Source organism: Acinetobacter pittii ANC 4050, assembly GCF_000399685.1.
Lineage (GTDB): Bacteria > Pseudomonadota > Gammaproteobacteria > Pseudomonadales > Moraxellaceae > Acinetobacter > Acinetobacter pittii_E.
Genome location: NZ_KB976987.1, coordinates 3,583,111 through 3,600,874, shown reverse-complemented (window position 1 = coordinate 3,600,874; position 17,764 = coordinate 3,583,111). Strand labels below are relative to the sequence as shown.

Below are 17,764 nucleotides of genomic sequence, written 5' to 3'. Positions count from 1 at the left end.
AGTCGTGCTTTAGCACGGCTTTTTCATTTAAGAAGAAAGCGAATGCGTTACCCTGCATGGAAATATTTACTGATTCTGGTTGTTCTGGTAATCAGTACATTATACGCACTGCCAAGTCTATATCCGGATGAGCCCGCTGTTCAAATTTCCGGTGCCAAAGCTGGTACCCAAATTGATCAAAGTGTGGTGAAAAAAGCAGAGCAAATTTTAAAAACAGCTAATATTGCAAGCCATGACAATACTTTTACAAATAATGCTGCCCTATTGCGTGTCAGTTCATCTGAAGCACAGTTAAAGGCAAAAGAAGTATTACGTCGTGACTTAGGTGATGAATATGTTGTCGCCCTAAACCTTGCACCAACCACACCGGAATGGCTGCAAAAGATTGGGGCAAAACCAATGAAACTTGGTTTGGACTTACGTGGTGGTGTCCACTTCTTGCTTGAAGTAGATATGGACAAAGCCGTTGCCCAACGTATGGAAACCTCTGCCACCGATTTGCGTCGTCAGTTCCGTGAAAACAAGATCAAATTTAACAGTCTTGCATTAACGAATAATGTGATCACTGTTCAATTTGCTGACAATGCTGACCGTGATGCAGCAATGGATTTTTTACGTCGTAATGGGAATGAATATACCCAACAGGCATTAGCAAGCTCTACAGGTTCTACTTTAAAGCTTACTTATACTGATGTACGTCGCCAAGAAATTCAGTCATATGCGGTAAATCAGAACTTAACAACATTACGTAATCGTATTAACGAACTTGGTGTTGCAGAAGCATTGGTACAAAGTCAGGGTAGCAACCGTATTGTTGTTGAATTACCGGGTGTACAAGATACTGCTGAAGCTAAACGTGTTTTAGGACGTACTGCGAACCTCGAATTCCGTTTAGTTTCTGACTCAAATGATCAATATATTGATCCATATACGGGTAAATATAATGGTCAACCTTTACCTCCGGGTACAGAAGTTTTTGCTTATGAGTCTTTAGATAGCGGCCGTCAACTCTTGTTGCAACGTAACCGAATCTTGACTGGTGAGCGTGTTCAAAATGCGAGCTCTGGCTTTAGTCAGGACTCTGGCGGTGCCGAGGTAAATATTACGCTCGACAGTGCTGGCGGTAAGCTAATGTCTGATGCAACCCGTAATGCTGTTGGTAAACGCATGGCGGTATTGTTCATCGAGAACAAGCAAAAAATTAACTATGTAACAGATCCAAAAACTGGTGCACAAACAGAAGTTCGTACGCCATACACTGAATCTGTAGTCATTAACGCAGCAACAGTTCAGGCTGTTTTAGGTTCGACTTTCCGTATTACAGGCTTAAGTTCTCCTCAAGAAGCATCTGAACTTGCATTAATGCTTCGTGCTGGTGCTTTGGCTGCGCCAATGTACTTTGTTGAAGAGCGTGTAGTTGGTCCAAGCCTTGGTCAAGAAAACATTGATAAAGGTGTATTGTCTACTCAAATCGGCTTCTTGCTCGTTGCAATCTGGATGGTGGTTTTCTTCCGTGTATTCGGTTTAATCGCGAACTTTGCACTTGTGTTTAACTTGGCAATGATTTTAACCGTCATGTCATGGATTGGCGCTTCCCTCACCTTACCGGGTATTGCGGGTATCGTTATTACCATTGGTATGGCGGTCGATGCCAACGTATTGATATGTGAGCGTATCCGAGAAGAAATGCTCTGGGGGGCCTCACCCAAACAGGCCATTGTGGCCGGTTATGATCGAGCCTATAACACCATTTTTGACTCGAACTTAACCACGTTCCTCGTTGCATTCATCCTGTTTGCAATTGGTACAGGCCCAATCAAAGGTTTCGCCGTAACATTAATGATCGGTATTATTTGTTCAATGTTTACTGCAATTACAGTAACTCGTGCAATCGTACAAATCATTTATGGCAAACGCCGTAACTTGAAAAAGTTGAGCATTTAAGGAGATCGATGATGACTAAAGTGACTCAACAAGATTCAAAACAATATGGTCGTCCGGATGATGCAAAAATCATCCCGTTCATGAAGATTGCCAAACCTGCGGCAATCTTCTCGATCCTTATTACGTTAGCGAGTATTTTCTTTATTGCGACTAAAGGTCTTAACTTAGGTTTGGACTTTACAGGTGGTGTTTCAGCTGAGCTTAACTATGCTCAACCAGCCAATCAGTCAGAAGTTATTCAGGCGCTCGATAAAGCTGGTTTTAAAGATGCTGTAGTACAAACCTTAGGTAGTAATAAAGATTTACTTGTGCGTATGCCAGTACAAGAAGTTAAGGTTGAAGATCTTAATAACGCGATCACTAAGGCTGTACAATTACCGAATAATACTGCCGAAGTTCATAAAGTTGACTCTGTAGGTGGTCAAGTTGGTAATGAACTCTATGTTCGTTCTGCTGGCGCGGTTGCACTTGCACTTATCTTAATGTTGATCTACGTGACCATTCGCTTTGAGTTTAAACTCGCGATGGGTGCCGTAATGTCTTTATTTCATGACATCATCATTATCATTGGTGCTTTTGCATTATTCCAATGGCCATTTGATCTTACAGTTTTAGCTGCGGTACTTGCTGTTATTGGTTTCTCGCTTAACGATAACATTGTAGTTTCAGACCGTATTCGTGAAAATTTCCGTAAGATTCGCGGTGCAACTCCTCGTGAAATCGTCGATATTGCGTTAACTGAGACTTTACGTCGTACCATTCATACCTCAATGACATTATTACTTGTTGTACTTGCAATGATGTTCTTAGGTGGTGATGGTCTACACTGGTTCTCTGTGGCAATGTTTGTTGGTGTATTTGTCGGTACTTATTCTTCGATTTATATCGGTACTGCATTTGCATTATGGCGTGGTCTTAACCGTCAAGACTTCATTGTTCAGGTTAAACCTGAATTTGAGGATGAAATTCCTTAAGTTGTCTAAACCAAGACATATAAAAAACCGCGATTTATTCGCGGTTTTTTATATTTAAAATATATTATTTACGGCGTAGAGCATCCGAAATTGCTTCAACCAACTGTTGAGAAATTTCTTGTTTAGAGGCTTTCTCTAATTCACGCTTTTTCATGTGGTAGCTTTCAGCAAAGAAAACTGTCATCGCATTCTCATCAGAAGCAAATCCAATATCAGCACGTGATACATCGTTGCACGCAATCATATCTAGTTTTTTAGCCACTAGTTTTCCTGCCGCATATTCTTCAACATTTTGCGTTTCGGCTGCAAAGCCCACCATAAATGGACGTTTTTCCTGACCTGCAATTGTTGCCACAATATCTGGATTTTTTACAAGGGAAACATTCAGCTCATCCCCTGCTTTCTTAATTTTGTGCTCAGCAACTTCTGCTACGCGATAGTCTGCGACTGCGGCAGTTGCAATAAAAATATCACAGCCTGTTTCTAGTGAATCCATACTGACATCAAGCATTTGTCGTGCTGAGGCAACATTTACACGTTGAACACCATTTGGTGTATCTAAACTCACAGGCCCAGCAATTAGAGTTACTTGCGCACCAGCAGCATAACAAGCAGCGGCTAAAGCGAAGCCCATTTTGCCAGTACTATGGTTTGAGATATAACGAACAGGGTCAATCGCTTCACGTGTCGGTCCAGCAGTAATAACCACTCGCTTACCTGCCAACAAACCAAATTTCTCAGCGATGGCACGTTGAGCTTGATGGAAATAACCAGCGACTTGGCGAGCAATTTCTTCTGGCTCAGGCATACGGCCTAAACCGACATCACCACACGCCTGCTCACCCGCATCCGGCATAATGACATGTACGCCATCTTCAACCAGAGTTTGTAAATTTCGCTGAGTTGCTTTAGCAGCCCACATTTGCTGGTTCATGGCTGGAGCTACCCAGACAGGAGATTTTGTTGCCAAAAACACAGTGCTCAGTAAGTCATCTGCTAAACCATTCGCAAATTTAGCCAATGTGTCACAGCTTGCAGGTGCGACCAGTAACAAATCAGCCCAACGCGCTAATTCAATATGTCCCATACCTGCTTCAGCCGCAGGGTCTAGAAGTTCAGTATGAACAGGATTACCAGAAAGAGCCTGAAAAGTTAGTGGCGTAATAAATGCCTGAGCGCCATGTGTCATCACCACTCGCACGTCAAAGCCATAATCTTTGAGACGGCGGACTAAGATGGCACTTTTATAGGCAGCAATTCCGCCAGTAACAGCTAAAACAATGTTTTTATGAGAAATAACACTTAGATCAAAGCTCACGAACAGGATACCTTTCTGTTGCAGTGGCGCTCACAATAGCATTAAATACGCGCAGACCCAAGATTGATTGGGCAAACAAAATAAATTTTTAAGCGAATTATGCTGGGGAATATGAATACTTCTATTAAAAATTGGCCTGAACAAGAACGGCCAAGAGAACGGTTATTGCAACAAGGTCCACAAAGTCTATCCGATGCAGAACTACTGGCGATTTTTCTTCGCTCCGGTTCACGGCAACATTCAGCAGTTGAGCTATCACGTTTACTCATTCATCACTTTGGTAGCCTTAATGCAGTGTTTGATGCGCCATTAAGTGAGTTAACTCAATTTAATGGGATTGGAGCAACCAAATATTCACAATTACTGGCAGTCAAAGAACTGGGACGGCGTTATCTCGATCATCACTTTCAGACAACTCACCTCAGCCTCCATTCCTCTGACTTAGTTTTAGATTATCTGCGTTACGAATTAAAGGGCGAAAAACAAGAAGTCTTTGCGGTCTTATGTCTAGATCCTGAACTCAGAAAGCTACATTTTAAAAAGCTATTCTTTGGTTCAGTTCAGCATTGTTCGGTTTCAGTCAATCAAACACTACGCTATGCCTTACAGCAACATGCTTGTCAGCTTGTTATTGCACACAATCACCCATTCGGTTCAGCACAACCATCTTCTGAAGATATTGCCTTAACTCAGCAACTTGAACAGGCTTGTCAGCTTGTCGAAATTCGTTTGCTTGACCATTTTATTATCTCACCAGAAGGGAGCTTTTCCTTTGCTGAACAACAACTGCTCAACCCAGCAACAATATCAGTTCAATGATATTGACAAAGTACCACTAAGCCTAGAAGATCAAAACAAAAATAGCGACGTTTAAAATAAAATGATTGTTCGGGAACAGCCTAGTATTTTCAAAGTTTTATTCTCTTGGCGAGGCACAATTTTACCTAAAATTTTACCTTCCCTAGGCGTTGTGATGCTGATCTCGGCAATCATTGGTGGAGTGGAATATATCAATCTTTATCGCTTTCCAGAGATCCCTTTGGTTGGCTTTACACTCATTGGTGTCGTACTTTCTATTTTTCTAGGATTTAAAAATACTGCGTGTTATGACCGTTGGTGGGAAGCCCGAAAATTATGGGGCGTTTTGATTGCAACGTCACGCCATTTTGACCGTGATTGCCGTATTTTAACTCAAGCTCGCCGTGAGCGCGTTATTCAACATGTAATTGTTTTTGCTAATGTACTGCGTGACCGTTTACGCCGTCAGACGGCAAACCCAACTGAGTTAATACAAACCAGTGGTATGAGTCAGCAAGCACTCACTCAACTCTACCAGCAAAATAACGCTCCTCAGTACACACTCAGCCTCATTCACTGGGAATTATTGCAAGCCCTTAAAGAAGGTGAAATTTCAGACATTATTTATGCACAAATGAATAAAAATGTTGCCGACTTAAGTGTTGTACAGACGGGCTGTGACCGAATTGCCAATACACCCATTCCATTTGCTTATTCAGTTTTACTCAACCGCACAGTCTATTTTTTCTGTTTTATGTTGCCGTTTAGTCTGGGTTCATTGCTTGGATTAGCAACACCTTTACTGGTCGGAATTTTGGCATACACTTTTTTAGGTCTGGATGCACTAAGCTCTGAAATTGAAGAGCCTTTTGGTACTCAAAGTAATGATTTACCGCTAGATGCTATGGTACGTAGTATCGAGATTGAACTTTTAGGAACGCTCGGTAAACCTACTCCACCGCCCATTCAAGCTCAAGATAACAACTTACTGTAAAAAGTTTAACGAAAACGCTCCCAAATCCCTTGCTGCTTATCAGTGGGTTTAGGTGTATTTCCGAGTTTAATCCAGGGCATATTTTCACCATGAAAATCACTGCCAATTGAAACTGCCAACTGATATTGTTCAATCATGCGGTCAATCATTTGGCGAGTAGATAGAGGTTCCATAGGTGGAGGTAACTCAATTGCATCTCCACCTGAAGTGGCAAACAATTCGATTAAATAGCGAACGTTAGTTGCAGATAAATCATAACGGGTCGGGTGAGCTAATATGGCAAACCCTTTACTTTGATGAATCACATCAATTGTTTCTTTTAATCCTAAGCCTTCAAACTTTACAGAAGCACGCTTTCCTTCCTTTAGGAAACGGTCAAAAGCTTGTTGAGGTCGAGCCACGACATTTTTCTCGACCAATGTTTTAGCAATGTGTGTTCTTGTTACTCTGTCAGCCTGATGTTCTACTTTGGCAAGAACATCATCATAAATCTGGAAACCAATACATTTTTCTAGCAGTTCACAAATGACTTTAGCTCTTTGCGCCCTAACTCTTTTTTGTTGTTCTAATGCTTCTAAAATTGGGGCTTCATCTTGCATGTTTAAAGCAACAATATGCACTCCATAACTCTTTTTAGTGGTTGGACGTGACCACTGGCTTGAAATTTCTGCACCAGAAATGATTTCTAAATCATGTTCTTGCGCAGCAATTTTAGCACGCTGTAACCCCTCCATTGTATCGTGGTCAGTTAAAGCCAACGTATGCAAGTTCACATCTATAGCAGCTTGCACCAGTAATTCCGGAGACAAAGTTCCATCAGAAATATTGCTATGTGTATGTAAATCTATGCCTTGCATCTTTTATACTATGCCATTCACCAAACCTGATCAGATACTCTAACATGAAAGCACTTCTGGACTTTGTTCCATTAATTATTTTCTTCTATTTATATAAAACAGTTGATCCAACCGACACACAACATCCTTTACTTAAACTGATCGGGTCTGCTGGCGGTGTCGATAATAATAATATTCTTGTAGCGACGACTGGCTTAATTATTTCAATGCTTGTGGTATATGGTGCTCTGTTTATTTTCCAAAAATTCCGTCTAGACAAACAACAATGGTTTGTATTGTTTATGACTGTGATTTTCGGTGGCATCACACTCATGTTAAGTGACGATTTTTATATTCGTCTTAAAGCTGCAATTTTAAATTTAGTTTTCGCTGGCGCATTCTTGGTTTCACCTTGGTTTGGTAAAGACCGTAAGCCACTCATACAACGCTTATTTGACCCTATTTTAGATTTAAGTAAAAAAGGTTGGAAAAATCTCAATTTTGCTTGGGCAGCGATGTTTGTTGTGATGTCTTGTCTGCATGTATTCTTCGCATTTTTATTTCACGGTGGAAAATATTGGGGTGAATTCACTGCATTTGGTGACATGATTGTGATGTTTTCATTTATCATTATTCAGTTCATTATTTTACGTAAACATTTTAAGTCACCAGACGCTTAAAATGCTTCCTGATTGTTTATAGAGATAAGATTACATGCCTTTTTTTGTACTAAGCTGTACCGATAACGAAGGAACTTTAGAAAAACGCTTAGCAGTACGTCCTCAGCATATCGAACGTTTACAAAAACTCGATGATGAAGGCCGCCTTGTTACGGCAGGTGCTATGCCAAAAGATCCTAATGATCCGCAAGCAGGTTTCTATGGCAGCACCATGATTGTTGAATTTGACAGTCGCGAAGCATTAGATGAATGGTTAAAAGAAGAGCCATTTGTTAAAGAAGGCATTTATGCTCATGTTGATGTAAAACCGTTTAATAAAGCATTTCCAAAAGGGTAACCGCATGCAGCTTGCAATCAAAAGCTTTCTTGGCTTGTGTTTGATATGTTCAACTGCCGGAGCAGTTGAACCTGCTGCGACACCAGCAACGCCTTCTCCAAGTGCGCCTTCAACTCAGGCCACTAAACTAGCTGCGACAACCACTAAACCACTGACAGCAGAGCAACTTGCAAAGAACAAGCAACAGCAAGATGCAAAAATTAAAGCTTTAGTTCAAGATCAGGCATCTCGCTTAAAACAGTTAGAACATGCCAACCTTGAGGCACTAGCTCAGAACCAAGAGTTACAGCTCAAAAATGATAACCTCTCTGTTCAGGTTCAAGTCTTACAAAGCGAACGCAGCGCTCAAATGTTTTTATATGGTGCTGTGACCTTAGCGGGTGGCGTATTGCTAGGTTTCTTTATTGCTAGTTATATTCATACAAAACGTCGACGCCAGTGGTAATTCCAAGCGACCTATTAAACCCAATGAACGTATCAAACTGTATCCAAACAGCAGAGCTGGACTGGGAAGTCATCGATGGTATCGAGATTCCCATTTCCAAACAATTTGGTGATGTCTACTTCTCTAAAGATAATGGCCTACTGGAAACACGACATGTTTTTCTAAATGGTAACGACTTATCAGAACGATTAGCCAATTTAAAAGATTTTGAATATTTCAGTGTAGGAGAAACCGGTTTTGGTACAGGTTTAAATATTCTTGCACTCTGGCAACTTTGGCAGCAAGTCCGTCCCGATAATCAAAGCCATTTACATGCAATTAGCGTTGAAAAGTTTCCATTAAGTAAAGCTGATCTTATTCGCGCTTTAAATGTCTGGGATGAGCTTAAACCACTTGCAGAACAGTTAATTGAACAATATCCTCTGCCTATTGCTGGATGTCATCGCTTAACTTTCCCTAAAGAACGTTTTAGCATCGATTTATGGCTTGGAGATGCGCAAGAGATTTTCCCAAGCATGGCTAAAACTAAAGCTGTGAATGCATGGTTTTTAGATGGCTTTGCACCTTCGTGTAATCCAGACATGTGGGAACAAAAAGTTTTAAACAATATTGTCCGTCTTTCTGACTATGGCACTACATTTGCCTCTTTTAGTGTCGCTGGTATTTTAAAACGGGGATTAAAAGCACACGGTATCGATATTTCTCGTCCACGTGGTTTTGGACATAAACGAGAAATGCTTAAAGCGGTCTGGAAACTGCCTGAAATTGATGATGAGTCATTATTATTAGCGCAAACCTCATTCGGTACAAAGCAACAGCATATTGCGATTGTAGGGGCTGGTGTAGCTGGTTTAACCACGGCGTGGGCATTTGCAGCACGTGGGCATCAAGTGACCTTATATGAGCAAACAGAAGCATTATCTGGCGCTTCTGGAAATCCTTTAGCGTTACTTAATCCAAAACTATGTCCAATTGAACAAAGTCATGAACATCTCATGACCTTAAGTTGGCAACATGCTTTAAATTTTTATAAAAATTTCAAAGCATTCCGTACACTGCAAATACAGCAAATTGCATTGAAAAATGCAGATAAACTTCTTGATCTGGTAAATCAATATCCAGCTCAGGTAATTACCCACCCTGTGAACTCACTTGAAACTGCATATTCAAGTATTTTACTTAACGAGGCAGGTTCCGTTTCACCACATCAATTACGTGATGAAATTTTGCAACATCCATCTATCGATCTCAAAATTGCCCATGTTACAGCACTTGTTTCTTCTGAAAATAAAATTCAATTGCAAACTGACAAAGAAATTATTGCAGAAGTAGATCATGTCGTCGTGTGCTGTGCGCGAGAAAGTGCGGCTTTATTTGAAAGCTATCCACAGTTAAAACCAATACGTGGACAAGTGAGCTGGGTTGATAATACGTTTGCTCCCCTGCCGTTAAATAAAGCCTATAGCTATGGCGGCTATTGCATGCAACTTGATGCCTCGCAAATGATTTTAGGTGCGTCTTTCTATCCAAATCGTGAGGATCAAGATGTACTTACCGAAGACCATGTGCATAACTTTGAATTAATCCACAGTATATTCCCTGAATATGCAGAAAAGCTCCCATCACCTTCGACATGGCAAGGCCGTGCATCGATACGGGCACAAAGTTTGGATTATTTTCCTCTGGTTGGAAAAATGCTTGAGAATAGCCGAATTGCTACTTTTGCTGGACTTGGCTCTAAAGGTTTCCTTTTTGCCCCGCTATGCAGTGAAATCTTAGTGGCTCAAATACTAGGAGAAGCTTGTCCAGTGCCGGACCGCCTATTACAAAAATTGAATCCTCAACGGTTCCAAAAGAAAGTCAAACCTAAAAAGCCTTATTTTAAGCCGCAATAATTTACTTCAATAAAAAAGCACCCGAAGGTGCTTTTTTTTATGCGCCCTGCTCTAGGGGCAAGCCAGCATCACGAGCTGCACGTGTCCCGCCCATCAGCACGACATATTCACGCGAGGCATCCAATCCTTCTAGTTTCTCAGCTGCACGAGGAGCTTTGCTACCACCACCACATAAAATATAAATCGGCTGACCCGCAGAGACCTGGTTTAAAATATCAGCATTCAAATCATTAATTGGGCGATTCACCGCACCTTTAACATGCCCTTCTGCATAAGCATTAGTATCACGGACATCCCAGATAACAGCATTTTCTGGGAATTCAAATGTTGTAATTTCTTGTTTACGGATCATTGTGCACTCCTTTGATGTAAACAACACTTGGCAAATGAAGAAAACCCTCTTAGCATCTCAAATATTCTTTCACTTTGTAAAGGTCTAAACTATGCCTTCTTTCGATATTGTCTCTGAATTAGAGTTATTTGAAGTTAATCATGCCGTACAAAACACACAAAAAGAGATTGCAACACGCTTTGACTTCCGTGGTCACGATGTTTCTATCGAATTAAATGAAAAAAATAAAGAGATTAAAATCAGTACCGAAAGTGATTTCCAGTGTGAACAAGTTTATAACATGTTAGAAAATCATTTTTATAAACGTAAAATTGATGTGCAAGCACTTGATCCACAAAAAGCCGCTGCTTCAGGCAAAAATTTTGTACAAGTCATTAAACTTAAAGATGGTCTTGACTCTGATACTGCAAAAAAAATTAATAAAGCCATTAAAGAAAGTGGCGTTAAAGTGCAATCTTCTATTCAAGGCGACAAAATTCGTGTGACTGATAAAAAGCGTGACACTTTACAACAAGTCATGACTTTTTTACGTGAACAACAATTCGGTGTGCCATTACAATTTAATAACTTCAAAGATTAATATTTTATCGGCCATTTAAAGCTAAGGTAATTCCATGTCTCAATCCAACCGTCTATCAAAACTGGTAAAAGCAACTTCAAAATTCCCCAAAGGTATTCGGAGTACGCTTTGGAGCAAGGCGTTTGGTCGTATCGTGCCAATGGTGGGTACAGCAAATATCCGCTATCTGGAAGTAGACTCAAACCACGTTATTGTCCGTTTAGATAACCAAAAAAATATGCAGAACCATATTAAAGGAGTTCATGCTGCGGCTATGGCTCTTTTAGCAGAAACTGCTACAGGCTTTCTAACCGGTTTACATATTCCTGATAATCGAATTTTATTAATCAAATCGTTACATGTAGATTATTTAAAAGTGGTTGAAGGCGGTTTGACTGCTACAGCAACGTTATCTGCTGAACAACAAAAGTTTATTGCAGATAACGAGAAAGGTGAACTTGTGATCCCAGTTACTGTAATTGATGATGCAGGCAACGAACCAATTCAATGTCAAATGCTGTGGGCATGGTTGCCTAAACGTAAGAAATAAAGATAGAAAAAAGCCCAAATTCATATTTGGGCTTTTTTATTATGATTCTTGAGAGGCAAGAAACTTCAGTTTGGCTTCTTCAGGTATTTGACGCTTATTCCCTTTTACATCTACTGCTACAAAAGTAAAGACTCCTTCAGTAATACGTATTGGCTCACGAGAGTCATCATGACTGTCCCAAACTTCAATTTGCATCTGGATAGAAGTATTTCCAACTTTTAAGATTTTGGTATAGCAGCTAAGGACAAAGCCAACTTTTACCGGAACCAAAAAGGTCATTTGATTAATAGAAATCGTAGCACAGCGACCACGACTGAAACGTTCTGCGTGAATTGCTCCAGCCAAGTCCATTTGTGACACAATCCATCCACCAAATACATCACCACTCCAGTTTGTATCTGCTGGCATGGCAATCGTTTGTAAGGACAAAATTCCTTCTGGTTTGGTATAAGCTTCTGACACCTTAGCTCCTGAAATTCGTTTGAAGTTGTTGATCGAGCCACTGCTGTAATTCAGGCGCACGTAATGCACCGCTAATACGCGCGACCTCTGTCGTTTTATTCATTAAGACAAGGGTTGGAATACTTCTCACGTGAAACGCTTGGCTTAAGCGAGGAGATTCTTCGGTATCAATCTTGGCAAAGATAACGCCTGGATTTTGTTTTGCGACTTGCGCAAAATGTGGAGCCATCATTTTACAGGGTCCGCACCATTCTGCCCATAAATCTATAAGAATAGGTAGATCACTATTCGTGATGTAGTTACTAAAATTTTGCTCATTTAGCTCAATAGGTGCAAGCGGTAGTAATGGCTGATGACATTGCCCACAGCTTGGTTGTTCTGGAAGTTTATCTTCCGGAACGCGGTTTTTAGCACCACACGATGCACATACAATAATCATTTACATCACTCCTATATGCTGATGTAAAAATTCTAATTGGGTTATCACTGCTTTTTCAAACCATGAACCGTGATAGATATCAAAATGTTTCATATCCCACTCATGATAACTCACGAAAGGCGCAATATTTGTCGCAGCTTCACGGCTTGACTCAATAGGAATAAGCGAATCTTTTTGAGCAGCAATAAATAAAACAGGAATATTAATTTGGCGCACAACTTGGATTGGACGGTATCGCATCAGATTAAAAAAGACACGTGCCGGGACTTCCCCACTCCAGTAGTAATCAGGATTCACAATCGATAGATAGCCATAATAACTATCTGCCGTAGGCATAAAGCATAAATTATGTTGATCAACTACAGGTAATCTTTTGGGATTAAGTCCCATTTTTGATCCCATATAATCCTGACTTGATAACTTCAATGCTTGAGGATAGCGCTGCAATGGATAAAGCTTGGCCGTTTCGGCTCCATCTACATAAGGAATTTGTACTAAAATTGCCTGAATGTTCTTTAACTCTGACGCTAAACTTAGCGCATATCCCCCACTTAAAGAAGTTCCCCACAGTACAATTCTTCGGTTATCTACAAGTTTGCAATTCGAAGCATATTGAATAACTGTTTTCCAATCTTCTAACTGGGAATTGATCGAGACCATTTCTCTCGGCTTGCCGGTACTCCCGCCCCAATATCGATAATCAAACAAAATAACAGCGTAACCTGCTTGCGCAAATCGCTGGGCATACTGAATAAGTTTGAATTGACGCAATCCGGCAAAACCATGCGCCATAATAATTACTGCAGATTTCTTATTTGTTTTTGGAATATAAAAATCAGCTGCGATCACTTCCTGATCACATGGAACATATAAAGGCTCAACCGTATAAGCGTGCATATGTGCTCCGTGGCATTATAGTCGAAGTAATGAATTTACAAAAAACATCCTGATTGCCTTTTAAAAATCTATAGCTGTTCTATGACATAAGTTTTATCTATGTAGGAACAACGTTTTAGTGTCTTGTATCTCAGGTTAAGCTTAATGCTATGATACAGCATAAGAGGTTTTGTTAAATTTTGGAGTGACGAAATGTCAGATAATGTTGGTTTCGCAGGTCAAATTGGCCCAGAACATGTTGGCCAAGTTGTAGAAAAAGGATTCAAATCTATTATTAATAACCGACCAGATATGGAAGGCGGTCCAGAACAACCTACAAGTGCTCAAATTGAAGAAGCAGCCCGTCAAGTCGGTTTAGACTACGTTTATCAACCTGTTGTAGCTGGACAAATCACAGAACTCGATGTACGTACTTTTGCTAATCATTACAATGAATTACCAAAACCTATACTTATGTTCTGTCGTACAGGAAACCGTTCAAACAACCTATATCAATTAGCAAAACAAATGGATTTGTTAGACGACTAAGTTTAAGAAACTATTACTCTTTAAAACCCTATTTCTTTATAAAGTAGGGTTTTTAGATAAATTATTTTGCATATTTCTGCACGAACTCAACAGAACTAGAAATAATATTAATTTAGAGTACTTAAATCTTTTGATTCATTGATTAATTTTCTATGAATAAATTTATATTCATTCTTTTAAGCTGTTTAATCGTTACCGCATGTTCTTCAATGCAAGTAAAACCTACAGTTGGAGTAACGATGGGTACACACCTTTAAAAAAAGAAGCAGCTTATATGCTGCTTCTTTTTATATTAATTACCATTTGTACAATTTGGATCTATTCCATATGGGCTTAATATATTCGGAGCAATACGATCACTAACAATGACATCCTTTTTCAAGTAATCTAAAGTAAGAGATGTAGACCCTTTAATCAAACTTCCCGAAACTGTAGATTTAGCCGTTAGCTGAACAGTTAACCAAGACGCATAAATTTTAGGATATTGAATCTTAAGATCAAAGCGTCCATTCCCATCCGTTGTGTATTTATTATTGGTTGCAGCGGTACCTGCACTATTAATATACGATACAACCTGAACTGTTGAATTTTCTTTAAGCGGCTTTAATTGATTAATGACCTCTCCATTAGTATTTACAGCTTGAACTGGTGCCGTACATGCTGACCTAATAATTGATAGATATTCATCTGGTTTGTCATCAGCTGGAGTAGAGGTGTCAACAAAATCAAATACTCCTTTATAGTAGGCAAGAGCATTAACCCCCATAACTACATCTTGATTTGGTATCGGCTTACCATCCACATCCGTTACTTGTACTGAGATATTTTTATAGTAATAGACGCCATCAGTTGTATCTTCCATAGTTGTAGGATTATACGCTACAAGAATTGCACCTACTGCTACTGGCACATCAGAATTAACCACATCAAGTTTATAAGTATAAATTTTTGTTGATTGACCAAAGTTAGCTTCTAAAACAAGATCATCTGACACAAATTTTGTAGCGCTATATGATGAAGCTCTTTGATTTTCATTAAAAGATAAAGTATAGGTGATCTGACCATTGGCATCAGTTTGCGTTGCATTGGGTGTAAATTTGACACCGTTTGAGACTGAATTTCTAACTTTAAGCGTAATTGCCTGATTCGCTAAAGTTGAACCATTTGCATCTACAGCTGTTAATGTAACTGTTGTTTGATCGCCTCTAACATTTAAAGAAGTCTTAGTAGCGTCAAACAATACGATACTAGTGGTATCAGCCTCGACAGTACCGTTGCTGCCTGTCACTGTTACCATCTTTTCTTGAGTAAGCCTACCATTATTTGTAGATGCAATTAATTTAAAACCATTTTTCACCAATTCACTTATTGAACCTGATGTTTTTGGAGTCTTTATAATGTATACAGCATTACCTGCTGCATCTGTAATTTGAGATGATACCCCTTCTATAGATACATTATTTGTTGGATCAACTAATGCCAAAGTAACATTAGCGCCAGCAACACCACCTTTATTTTTGTCTAAAGCCCTAACAGTAACTGTTAAAGTATCATTCGTCGCTGCAACTGATAATTTATCTAATTCTATCTTTAAAGCAGTAGCAGCAGCTTGCTGCGATCCACTATTATTACTTCCAGATGAGTTATTATTTGATGAACCATTTTGATAATAACCATCACCGCCTCCCCCACCACAACTTGCTAACATAATTGATATAGCAATAGCCGACAACTTCAAGGTAAGTTGTTTTTTATACATACTTTTCATTTCCCCAATCTTTCCTAAAGGTATAAGATTTATTAATTATTTATATTATTAGTGTAATCATATTCACTATACTCTGTAAACATAAATTACCTTATGTTTTATTATGTAACTTATAGAATGAAAAATTCAGATATTGGGATTTATAATGTTCGATATTATTATTATTGGCGCAGGCACTGCTGGTATTAGTGCCTATAAAGAAGCCGTTAAACATACCAATAATATTTTAATTATAAATGATGGTCCATGGGATACCACTTGTGCTCGTGTAGGCTGCATGCCAAGTAAAGTCCTCATCTCTACAGCGAACCGTATGTTTGACATTCAAAATGCTCAAGAAGTTGCTTTGGATGTATCTGCAAAAATTAATACAAATCAAGTGATGCAGCATGTACAAACTTTACGTGACCGATTTACACAAGCCACTTTAAAAGATGTAGAACAATGGCCAACTGAGCACAAAATTTCTGGCAAAGCACATTTTATTGATGCACAAACTATAGAAGTTAATGAACAACAGTACCAAGCAAAAAGTTTTATTCTAGCTGTCGGTTCAACTCCTAATTATGATAAAAATTGGAAAGAGGAACTTGGTAATCGACTTATAACTACAGACCAAATATTTGAGTTAAAAACACTGCCTAAATCTATTGCTATCATTGGCAGTGGTGTGATTGCCCTTGAAATTGCTCAAGCAATGCATCGTTTAGGCGTAGAAACTACAATCTTCGCTCGCAGTAAACGTATTGGAGTACTTACTAGTGCTAGGCTTCAACAACTTGCACAAAAAGAACTAGGCAAAGAGTTAAAAATTCTATTCGAAACTCTACCAAATGAAGTTAAATGCAGTGATGAAAACGCTTTATTAACTTATCAACTTGATGAAGAACAGAAGACTCTCAAAGTTGAATATGTTTTAGCAGCAACAGGCCGTACAAGTTTACTTGATACTTTAAAACTAGAAAATATAGATAATTCTTTTAAAGATATTAAGTTATTACCTATAAATGCAAAAACTAAGCAATTAGAAGCATATCCAATTTTTGTTGTTGGTGACGCTTACACCTCAACGCCCCTACAACATGAGGCAGCACAAGAAGGTAAAAAAGTTGTTTATAACTGTTTGAATTATCCACAAGTTAACTCAGTTAAGACACTTACCCCACTAGGCATTGTATTTAGTCATCCTGAAATGGCGATTGTAGGGCAAAGTTATAAGCAGCTAAAAGACGAAGGCATAGACTTTATTACAGGCGAAGCCTCTTATGAACGACAAGGGAGAGCTATAGTTCTTGGAAAAAATAAAGGGGCTATTGAAGTATATATAGAACGGGAAAGCCAAAAGCTTCTCGGTGCTGAGCTATTTACAGAAGCAACTGAACATATGGCTCATTTATTAAGTTGGATAATCGGTGAAGAATTAACACTAAGTGATATTTTAGAAAAACCTTTCTATCATCCAACTTTAGAAGAAGGCCTTCGAACTGCCTTAAAACATGCACGTAGACAGTTGAAATAATCAATTCTAGAAGAGTCCTTTTTAATAAAAGTTGGCTCTTCTCATTAATTATCCTTCCTATATAAAAAAAGGACATTTATAGAGTCCTTTTTTATTGTCTTACTGCATCTAAATTAATCAATTTAATTCCCACGCATAAAAAAACACCCCTGACCATTGAGTCTGGGGTGTTTGAATAATGAGCTGGCGATGACTTACTCTCACATGGGTAACCCCACACTACCATCAGCGCTAAGAGGTTTCACTTCTGAGTTCGGGAAGGGATCAGGTGGTTCACTCTTGCTATGGTCGCCAGCACAACTGGTATGGATACTTGCTTCGTTTTATTCACATGGTGATACGTTGCGTTTTCCAAATCTTTACAGATGGGCTGATTGAATCTTACTTTATCTGTTCATTTTAGCTAAGCGTTTAACTAAATCAAGTTGCTTTGCATGTTTATGAATCGATTGATGCTTCATATACAACT

General features: G+C 39.2%; 20 protein-coding genes and 1 rRNA gene. 13 read left to right on the top strand and 8 right to left on the bottom strand.

The genetic code is table 11. From position 1 onward, the window contains the following. Window positions 1–42 precede the first annotated feature (42 nt). Together secD and secF are read left to right on the top strand one after the other, a co-directional pair. Window positions 43–1,944, top strand: a complete 1,902-nt coding sequence (gene secD, locus F931_RS20735; RefSeq protein ID WP_016143047.1) for a protein translocase subunit SecD — start codon at window positions 43–45, stop codon at window positions 1,942–1,944. Window positions 1,945–1,952: 8 nt separating this feature from the next. After that, the gene (gene secF, locus F931_RS20730; RefSeq protein WP_025470453.1) at window positions 1,953–2,918 is read left to right on the top strand and encodes a protein translocase subunit SecF; all 966 of its coding nucleotides are present in this window, start codon (window positions 1,953–1,955) and stop codon (window positions 2,916–2,918) included. A gap of 64 nt (window positions 2,919–2,982) precedes the next feature. On the opposite strand, the gene coaBC is transcribed toward secF, so the two are convergent. Further along, a complete protein-coding gene (gene coaBC, locus F931_RS20725) occupies window positions 2,983–4,236 on the bottom strand; it encodes a bifunctional phosphopantothenoylcysteine decarboxylase/phosphopantothenate--cysteine ligase CoaBC (RefSeq protein ID WP_016143045.1) in 1,254 nt (417 codons plus the stop codon). A 99-nt stretch (window positions 4,237–4,335) separates the two neighbouring features. On the opposite strand from coaBC, the gene radC reads away from it, so the two are divergent. After that, complete coding sequence (gene radC / locus F931_RS20720) at window positions 4,336–5,055, top strand: RadC family protein (protein ID WP_016143044.1); 720 nt, start codon at window positions 4,336–4,338, stop codon at window positions 5,053–5,055. Between the two features lie 61 nt (window positions 5,056–5,116). Next, window positions 5,117–6,028 carry a bestrophin family protein gene (locus F931_RS20715; protein ID WP_005064169.1) on the top strand — a complete coding sequence of 304 codons (912 nt, stop codon included), beginning with the start codon at window positions 5,117–5,119 and terminating at the stop codon, window positions 6,026–6,028. A 5-nt stretch (window positions 6,029–6,033) separates the two neighbouring features. Here F931_RS20715 and trpH read toward each other — a convergent pair whose 3' ends face one another. After that, window positions 6,034–6,885, bottom strand: coding sequence for a PHP domain-containing protein (trpH, locus tag F931_RS20710; RefSeq protein WP_016143043.1), 852 nt, complete (start codon window positions 6,883–6,885; stop codon window positions 6,034–6,036). Window positions 6,886–6,929: 44 nt separating this feature from the next. Between trpH and ispZ the strand changes: the two genes are divergently transcribed. Genes ispZ through mnmC form a run of 4 tightly spaced genes read left to right on the top strand, consistent with a single transcriptional unit; the run spans window position 6,930 to window position 10,221 of the window. Beyond that, on the top strand, window positions 6,930–7,544 hold the full coding sequence (ispZ, locus tag F931_RS20705) for a septation protein IspZ (protein WP_016143042.1): 615 nt from the start codon (window positions 6,930–6,932) through the stop codon (window positions 7,542–7,544). Between the two features lie 34 nt (window positions 7,545–7,578). Further along, window positions 7,579–7,881: a YciI family protein gene (locus tag F931_RS20700; RefSeq protein WP_005804733.1), complete on the top strand. Its 303-nt coding sequence runs from the start codon at window positions 7,579–7,581 to the stop codon at window positions 7,879–7,881. Window positions 7,882–7,885: 4 nt separating this feature from the next. Further along, window positions 7,886–8,326: an SH3 domain-containing protein gene (locus F931_RS20695; RefSeq protein ID WP_016143041.1), complete on the top strand. Its 441-nt coding sequence runs from the start codon at window positions 7,886–7,888 to the stop codon at window positions 8,324–8,326. Between the two features lie 23 nt (window positions 8,327–8,349). Continuing rightward, window positions 8,350–10,221 (top strand): bifunctional tRNA (5-methylaminomethyl-2-thiouridine)(34)-methyltransferase MnmC2/FAD-dependent 5-carboxymethylaminomethyl-2-thiouridine(34) oxidoreductase MnmC1, encoded by a 1,872-nt coding sequence (gene mnmC / locus F931_RS20690; protein ID WP_016143040.1) that lies wholly within the window; start codon window positions 8,350–8,352, stop codon window positions 10,219–10,221. A gap of 37 nt (window positions 10,222–10,258) precedes the next feature. Here the strand turns inward: mnmC and glpE are convergent, their stop codons facing one another. Next, window positions 10,259–10,573, bottom strand: a complete 315-nt coding sequence (gene glpE / locus F931_RS20685) for a rhodanese-like domain-containing protein (RefSeq protein WP_002116171.1) — start codon at window positions 10,571–10,573, stop codon at window positions 10,259–10,261. Window positions 10,574–10,664: 91 nt separating this feature from the next. Here glpE and F931_RS20680 point away from each other — a divergent pair, with 91 nt between their 5' ends. Together F931_RS20680 and F931_RS20675 are read left to right on the top strand one after the other, a co-directional pair. Beyond that, window positions 10,665–11,153, top strand: coding sequence for a YajQ family cyclic di-GMP-binding protein (locus tag F931_RS20680; protein WP_002051423.1), 489 nt, complete (start codon window positions 10,665–10,667; stop codon window positions 11,151–11,153). A 34-nt stretch (window positions 11,154–11,187) separates the two neighbouring features. Next, window positions 11,188–11,682: a DUF4442 domain-containing protein gene (locus F931_RS20675; protein ID WP_016143039.1), complete on the top strand. Its 495-nt coding sequence runs from the start codon at window positions 11,188–11,190 to the stop codon at window positions 11,680–11,682. A gap of 39 nt (window positions 11,683–11,721) precedes the next feature. Here F931_RS20675 and F931_RS20670 read toward each other — a convergent pair whose 3' ends face one another. Genes F931_RS20670 through F931_RS20660 form a run of 3 tightly spaced genes read right to left on the bottom strand, consistent with a single transcriptional unit; the run spans window position 11,722 to window position 13,480 of the window. Further along, on the bottom strand, window positions 11,722–12,144 hold the full coding sequence (locus F931_RS20670) for an acyl-CoA thioesterase (protein WP_016143038.1): 423 nt from the start codon (window positions 12,142–12,144) through the stop codon (window positions 11,722–11,724). A 1-nt stretch (window position 12,145) separates the two neighbouring features. Further along, complete coding sequence (gene trxC / locus F931_RS20665) at window positions 12,146–12,583, bottom strand: thioredoxin TrxC (RefSeq protein WP_016143037.1); 438 nt, start codon at window positions 12,581–12,583, stop codon at window positions 12,146–12,148. Continuing rightward, window positions 12,584–13,480 (bottom strand): alpha/beta hydrolase, encoded by an 897-nt coding sequence (locus F931_RS20660; protein ID WP_016143036.1) that lies wholly within the window; start codon window positions 13,478–13,480, stop codon window positions 12,584–12,586. Between the two features lie 192 nt (window positions 13,481–13,672). Here F931_RS20660 and F931_RS20655 point away from each other — a divergent pair, with 192 nt between their 5' ends. After that, complete coding sequence (locus F931_RS20655) at window positions 13,673–14,008, top strand: protein tyrosine phosphatase family protein (RefSeq protein ID WP_016143035.1); 336 nt, start codon at window positions 13,673–13,675, stop codon at window positions 14,006–14,008. 152 nt (window positions 14,009–14,160) lie between these two features. Next, window positions 14,161–14,265, top strand: coding sequence for a lipoprotein (locus F931_RS22695; RefSeq protein ID WP_410374417.1), 105 nt, complete (start codon window positions 14,161–14,163; stop codon window positions 14,263–14,265). 35 nt (window positions 14,266–14,300) lie between these two features. On the opposite strand, the gene F931_RS20650 is transcribed toward F931_RS22695, so the two are convergent. Continuing rightward, on the bottom strand, window positions 14,301–15,776 hold the full coding sequence (locus tag F931_RS20650) for an Ig-like domain-containing protein (protein ID WP_016143034.1): 1,476 nt from the start codon (window positions 15,774–15,776) through the stop codon (window positions 14,301–14,303). Window positions 15,777–15,921: 145 nt separating this feature from the next. Here F931_RS20650 and pdhD point away from each other — a divergent pair, with 145 nt between their 5' ends. Continuing rightward, on the top strand, window positions 15,922–17,295 hold the full coding sequence (pdhD, locus tag F931_RS20645; protein ID WP_016143033.1) for a dihydrolipoyl dehydrogenase: 1,374 nt from the start codon (window positions 15,922–15,924) through the stop codon (window positions 17,293–17,295). Window positions 17,296–17,476: 181 nt separating this feature from the next. Here the strand turns inward: pdhD and rrf are convergent. Continuing rightward, window positions 17,477–17,591 (bottom strand): 5S ribosomal RNA (rrf, locus tag F931_RS20640). Window positions 17,592–17,764: the final 173 nt, after the last annotated feature.

What these genes read in the sequence shown, in the direction of transcription:
- secD (WP_016143047.1), top strand. Translation starts at nt 43, where the DNA reads ATGCGTTACCCTGCATGGAAATATTTACTGATTCTGGTTGTTCTGGTA.
- secF (WP_025470453.1), top strand. Translation starts at nt 1,953, where the DNA reads ATGATGACTAAAGTGACTCAACAAGATTCAAAACAATATGGTCGTCCG.
- radC (WP_016143044.1), top strand. Translation starts at nt 4,336, where the DNA reads ATGCTGGGGAATATGAATACTTCTATTAAAAATTGGCCTGAACAAGAA.
- F931_RS20715 (WP_005064169.1), top strand. Translation starts at nt 5,117, where the DNA reads ATGATTGTTCGGGAACAGCCTAGTATTTTCAAAGTTTTATTCTCTTGG.
- trpH (WP_016143043.1), bottom strand. Translation starts at nt 6,885, where the DNA reads ATGCAAGGCATAGATTTACATACACATAGCAATATTTCTGATGGAACT.
- ispZ (WP_016143042.1), top strand. Translation starts at nt 6,930, where the DNA reads ATGAAAGCACTTCTGGACTTTGTTCCATTAATTATTTTCTTCTATTTA.
- F931_RS20700 (WP_005804733.1), top strand. Translation starts at nt 7,579, where the DNA reads ATGCCTTTTTTTGTACTAAGCTGTACCGATAACGAAGGAACTTTAGAA.
- F931_RS20695 (WP_016143041.1), top strand. Translation starts at nt 7,886, where the DNA reads ATGCAGCTTGCAATCAAAAGCTTTCTTGGCTTGTGTTTGATATGTTCA.
- mnmC (WP_016143040.1), top strand. Translation starts at nt 8,350, where the DNA reads ATGAACGTATCAAACTGTATCCAAACAGCAGAGCTGGACTGGGAAGTC.
- glpE (WP_002116171.1), bottom strand. Translation starts at nt 10,573, where the DNA reads ATGATCCGTAAACAAGAAATTACAACATTTGAATTCCCAGAAAATGCT.
- F931_RS20680 (WP_002051423.1), top strand. Translation starts at nt 10,665, where the DNA reads ATGCCTTCTTTCGATATTGTCTCTGAATTAGAGTTATTTGAAGTTAAT.
- F931_RS20675 (WP_016143039.1), top strand. Translation starts at nt 11,188, where the DNA reads ATGTCTCAATCCAACCGTCTATCAAAACTGGTAAAAGCAACTTCAAAA.
- trxC (WP_016143037.1), bottom strand. Translation starts at nt 12,583, where the DNA reads ATGATTATTGTATGTGCATCGTGTGGTGCTAAAAACCGCGTTCCGGAA.
- F931_RS20660 (WP_016143036.1), bottom strand. Translation starts at nt 13,480, where the DNA reads ATGCACGCTTATACGGTTGAGCCTTTATATGTTCCATGTGATCAGGAA.
- F931_RS20655 (WP_016143035.1), top strand. Translation starts at nt 13,673, where the DNA reads ATGTCAGATAATGTTGGTTTCGCAGGTCAAATTGGCCCAGAACATGTT.
- F931_RS22695 (WP_410374417.1), top strand. Translation starts at nt 14,161, where the DNA reads ATGAATAAATTTATATTCATTCTTTTAAGCTGTTTAATCGTTACCGCA.
- F931_RS20650 (WP_016143034.1), bottom strand. Translation starts at nt 15,776, where the DNA reads ATGAAAAGTATGTATAAAAAACAACTTACCTTGAAGTTGTCGGCTATT.
- pdhD (WP_016143033.1), top strand. Translation starts at nt 15,922, where the DNA reads ATGTTCGATATTATTATTATTGGCGCAGGCACTGCTGGTATTAGTGCC.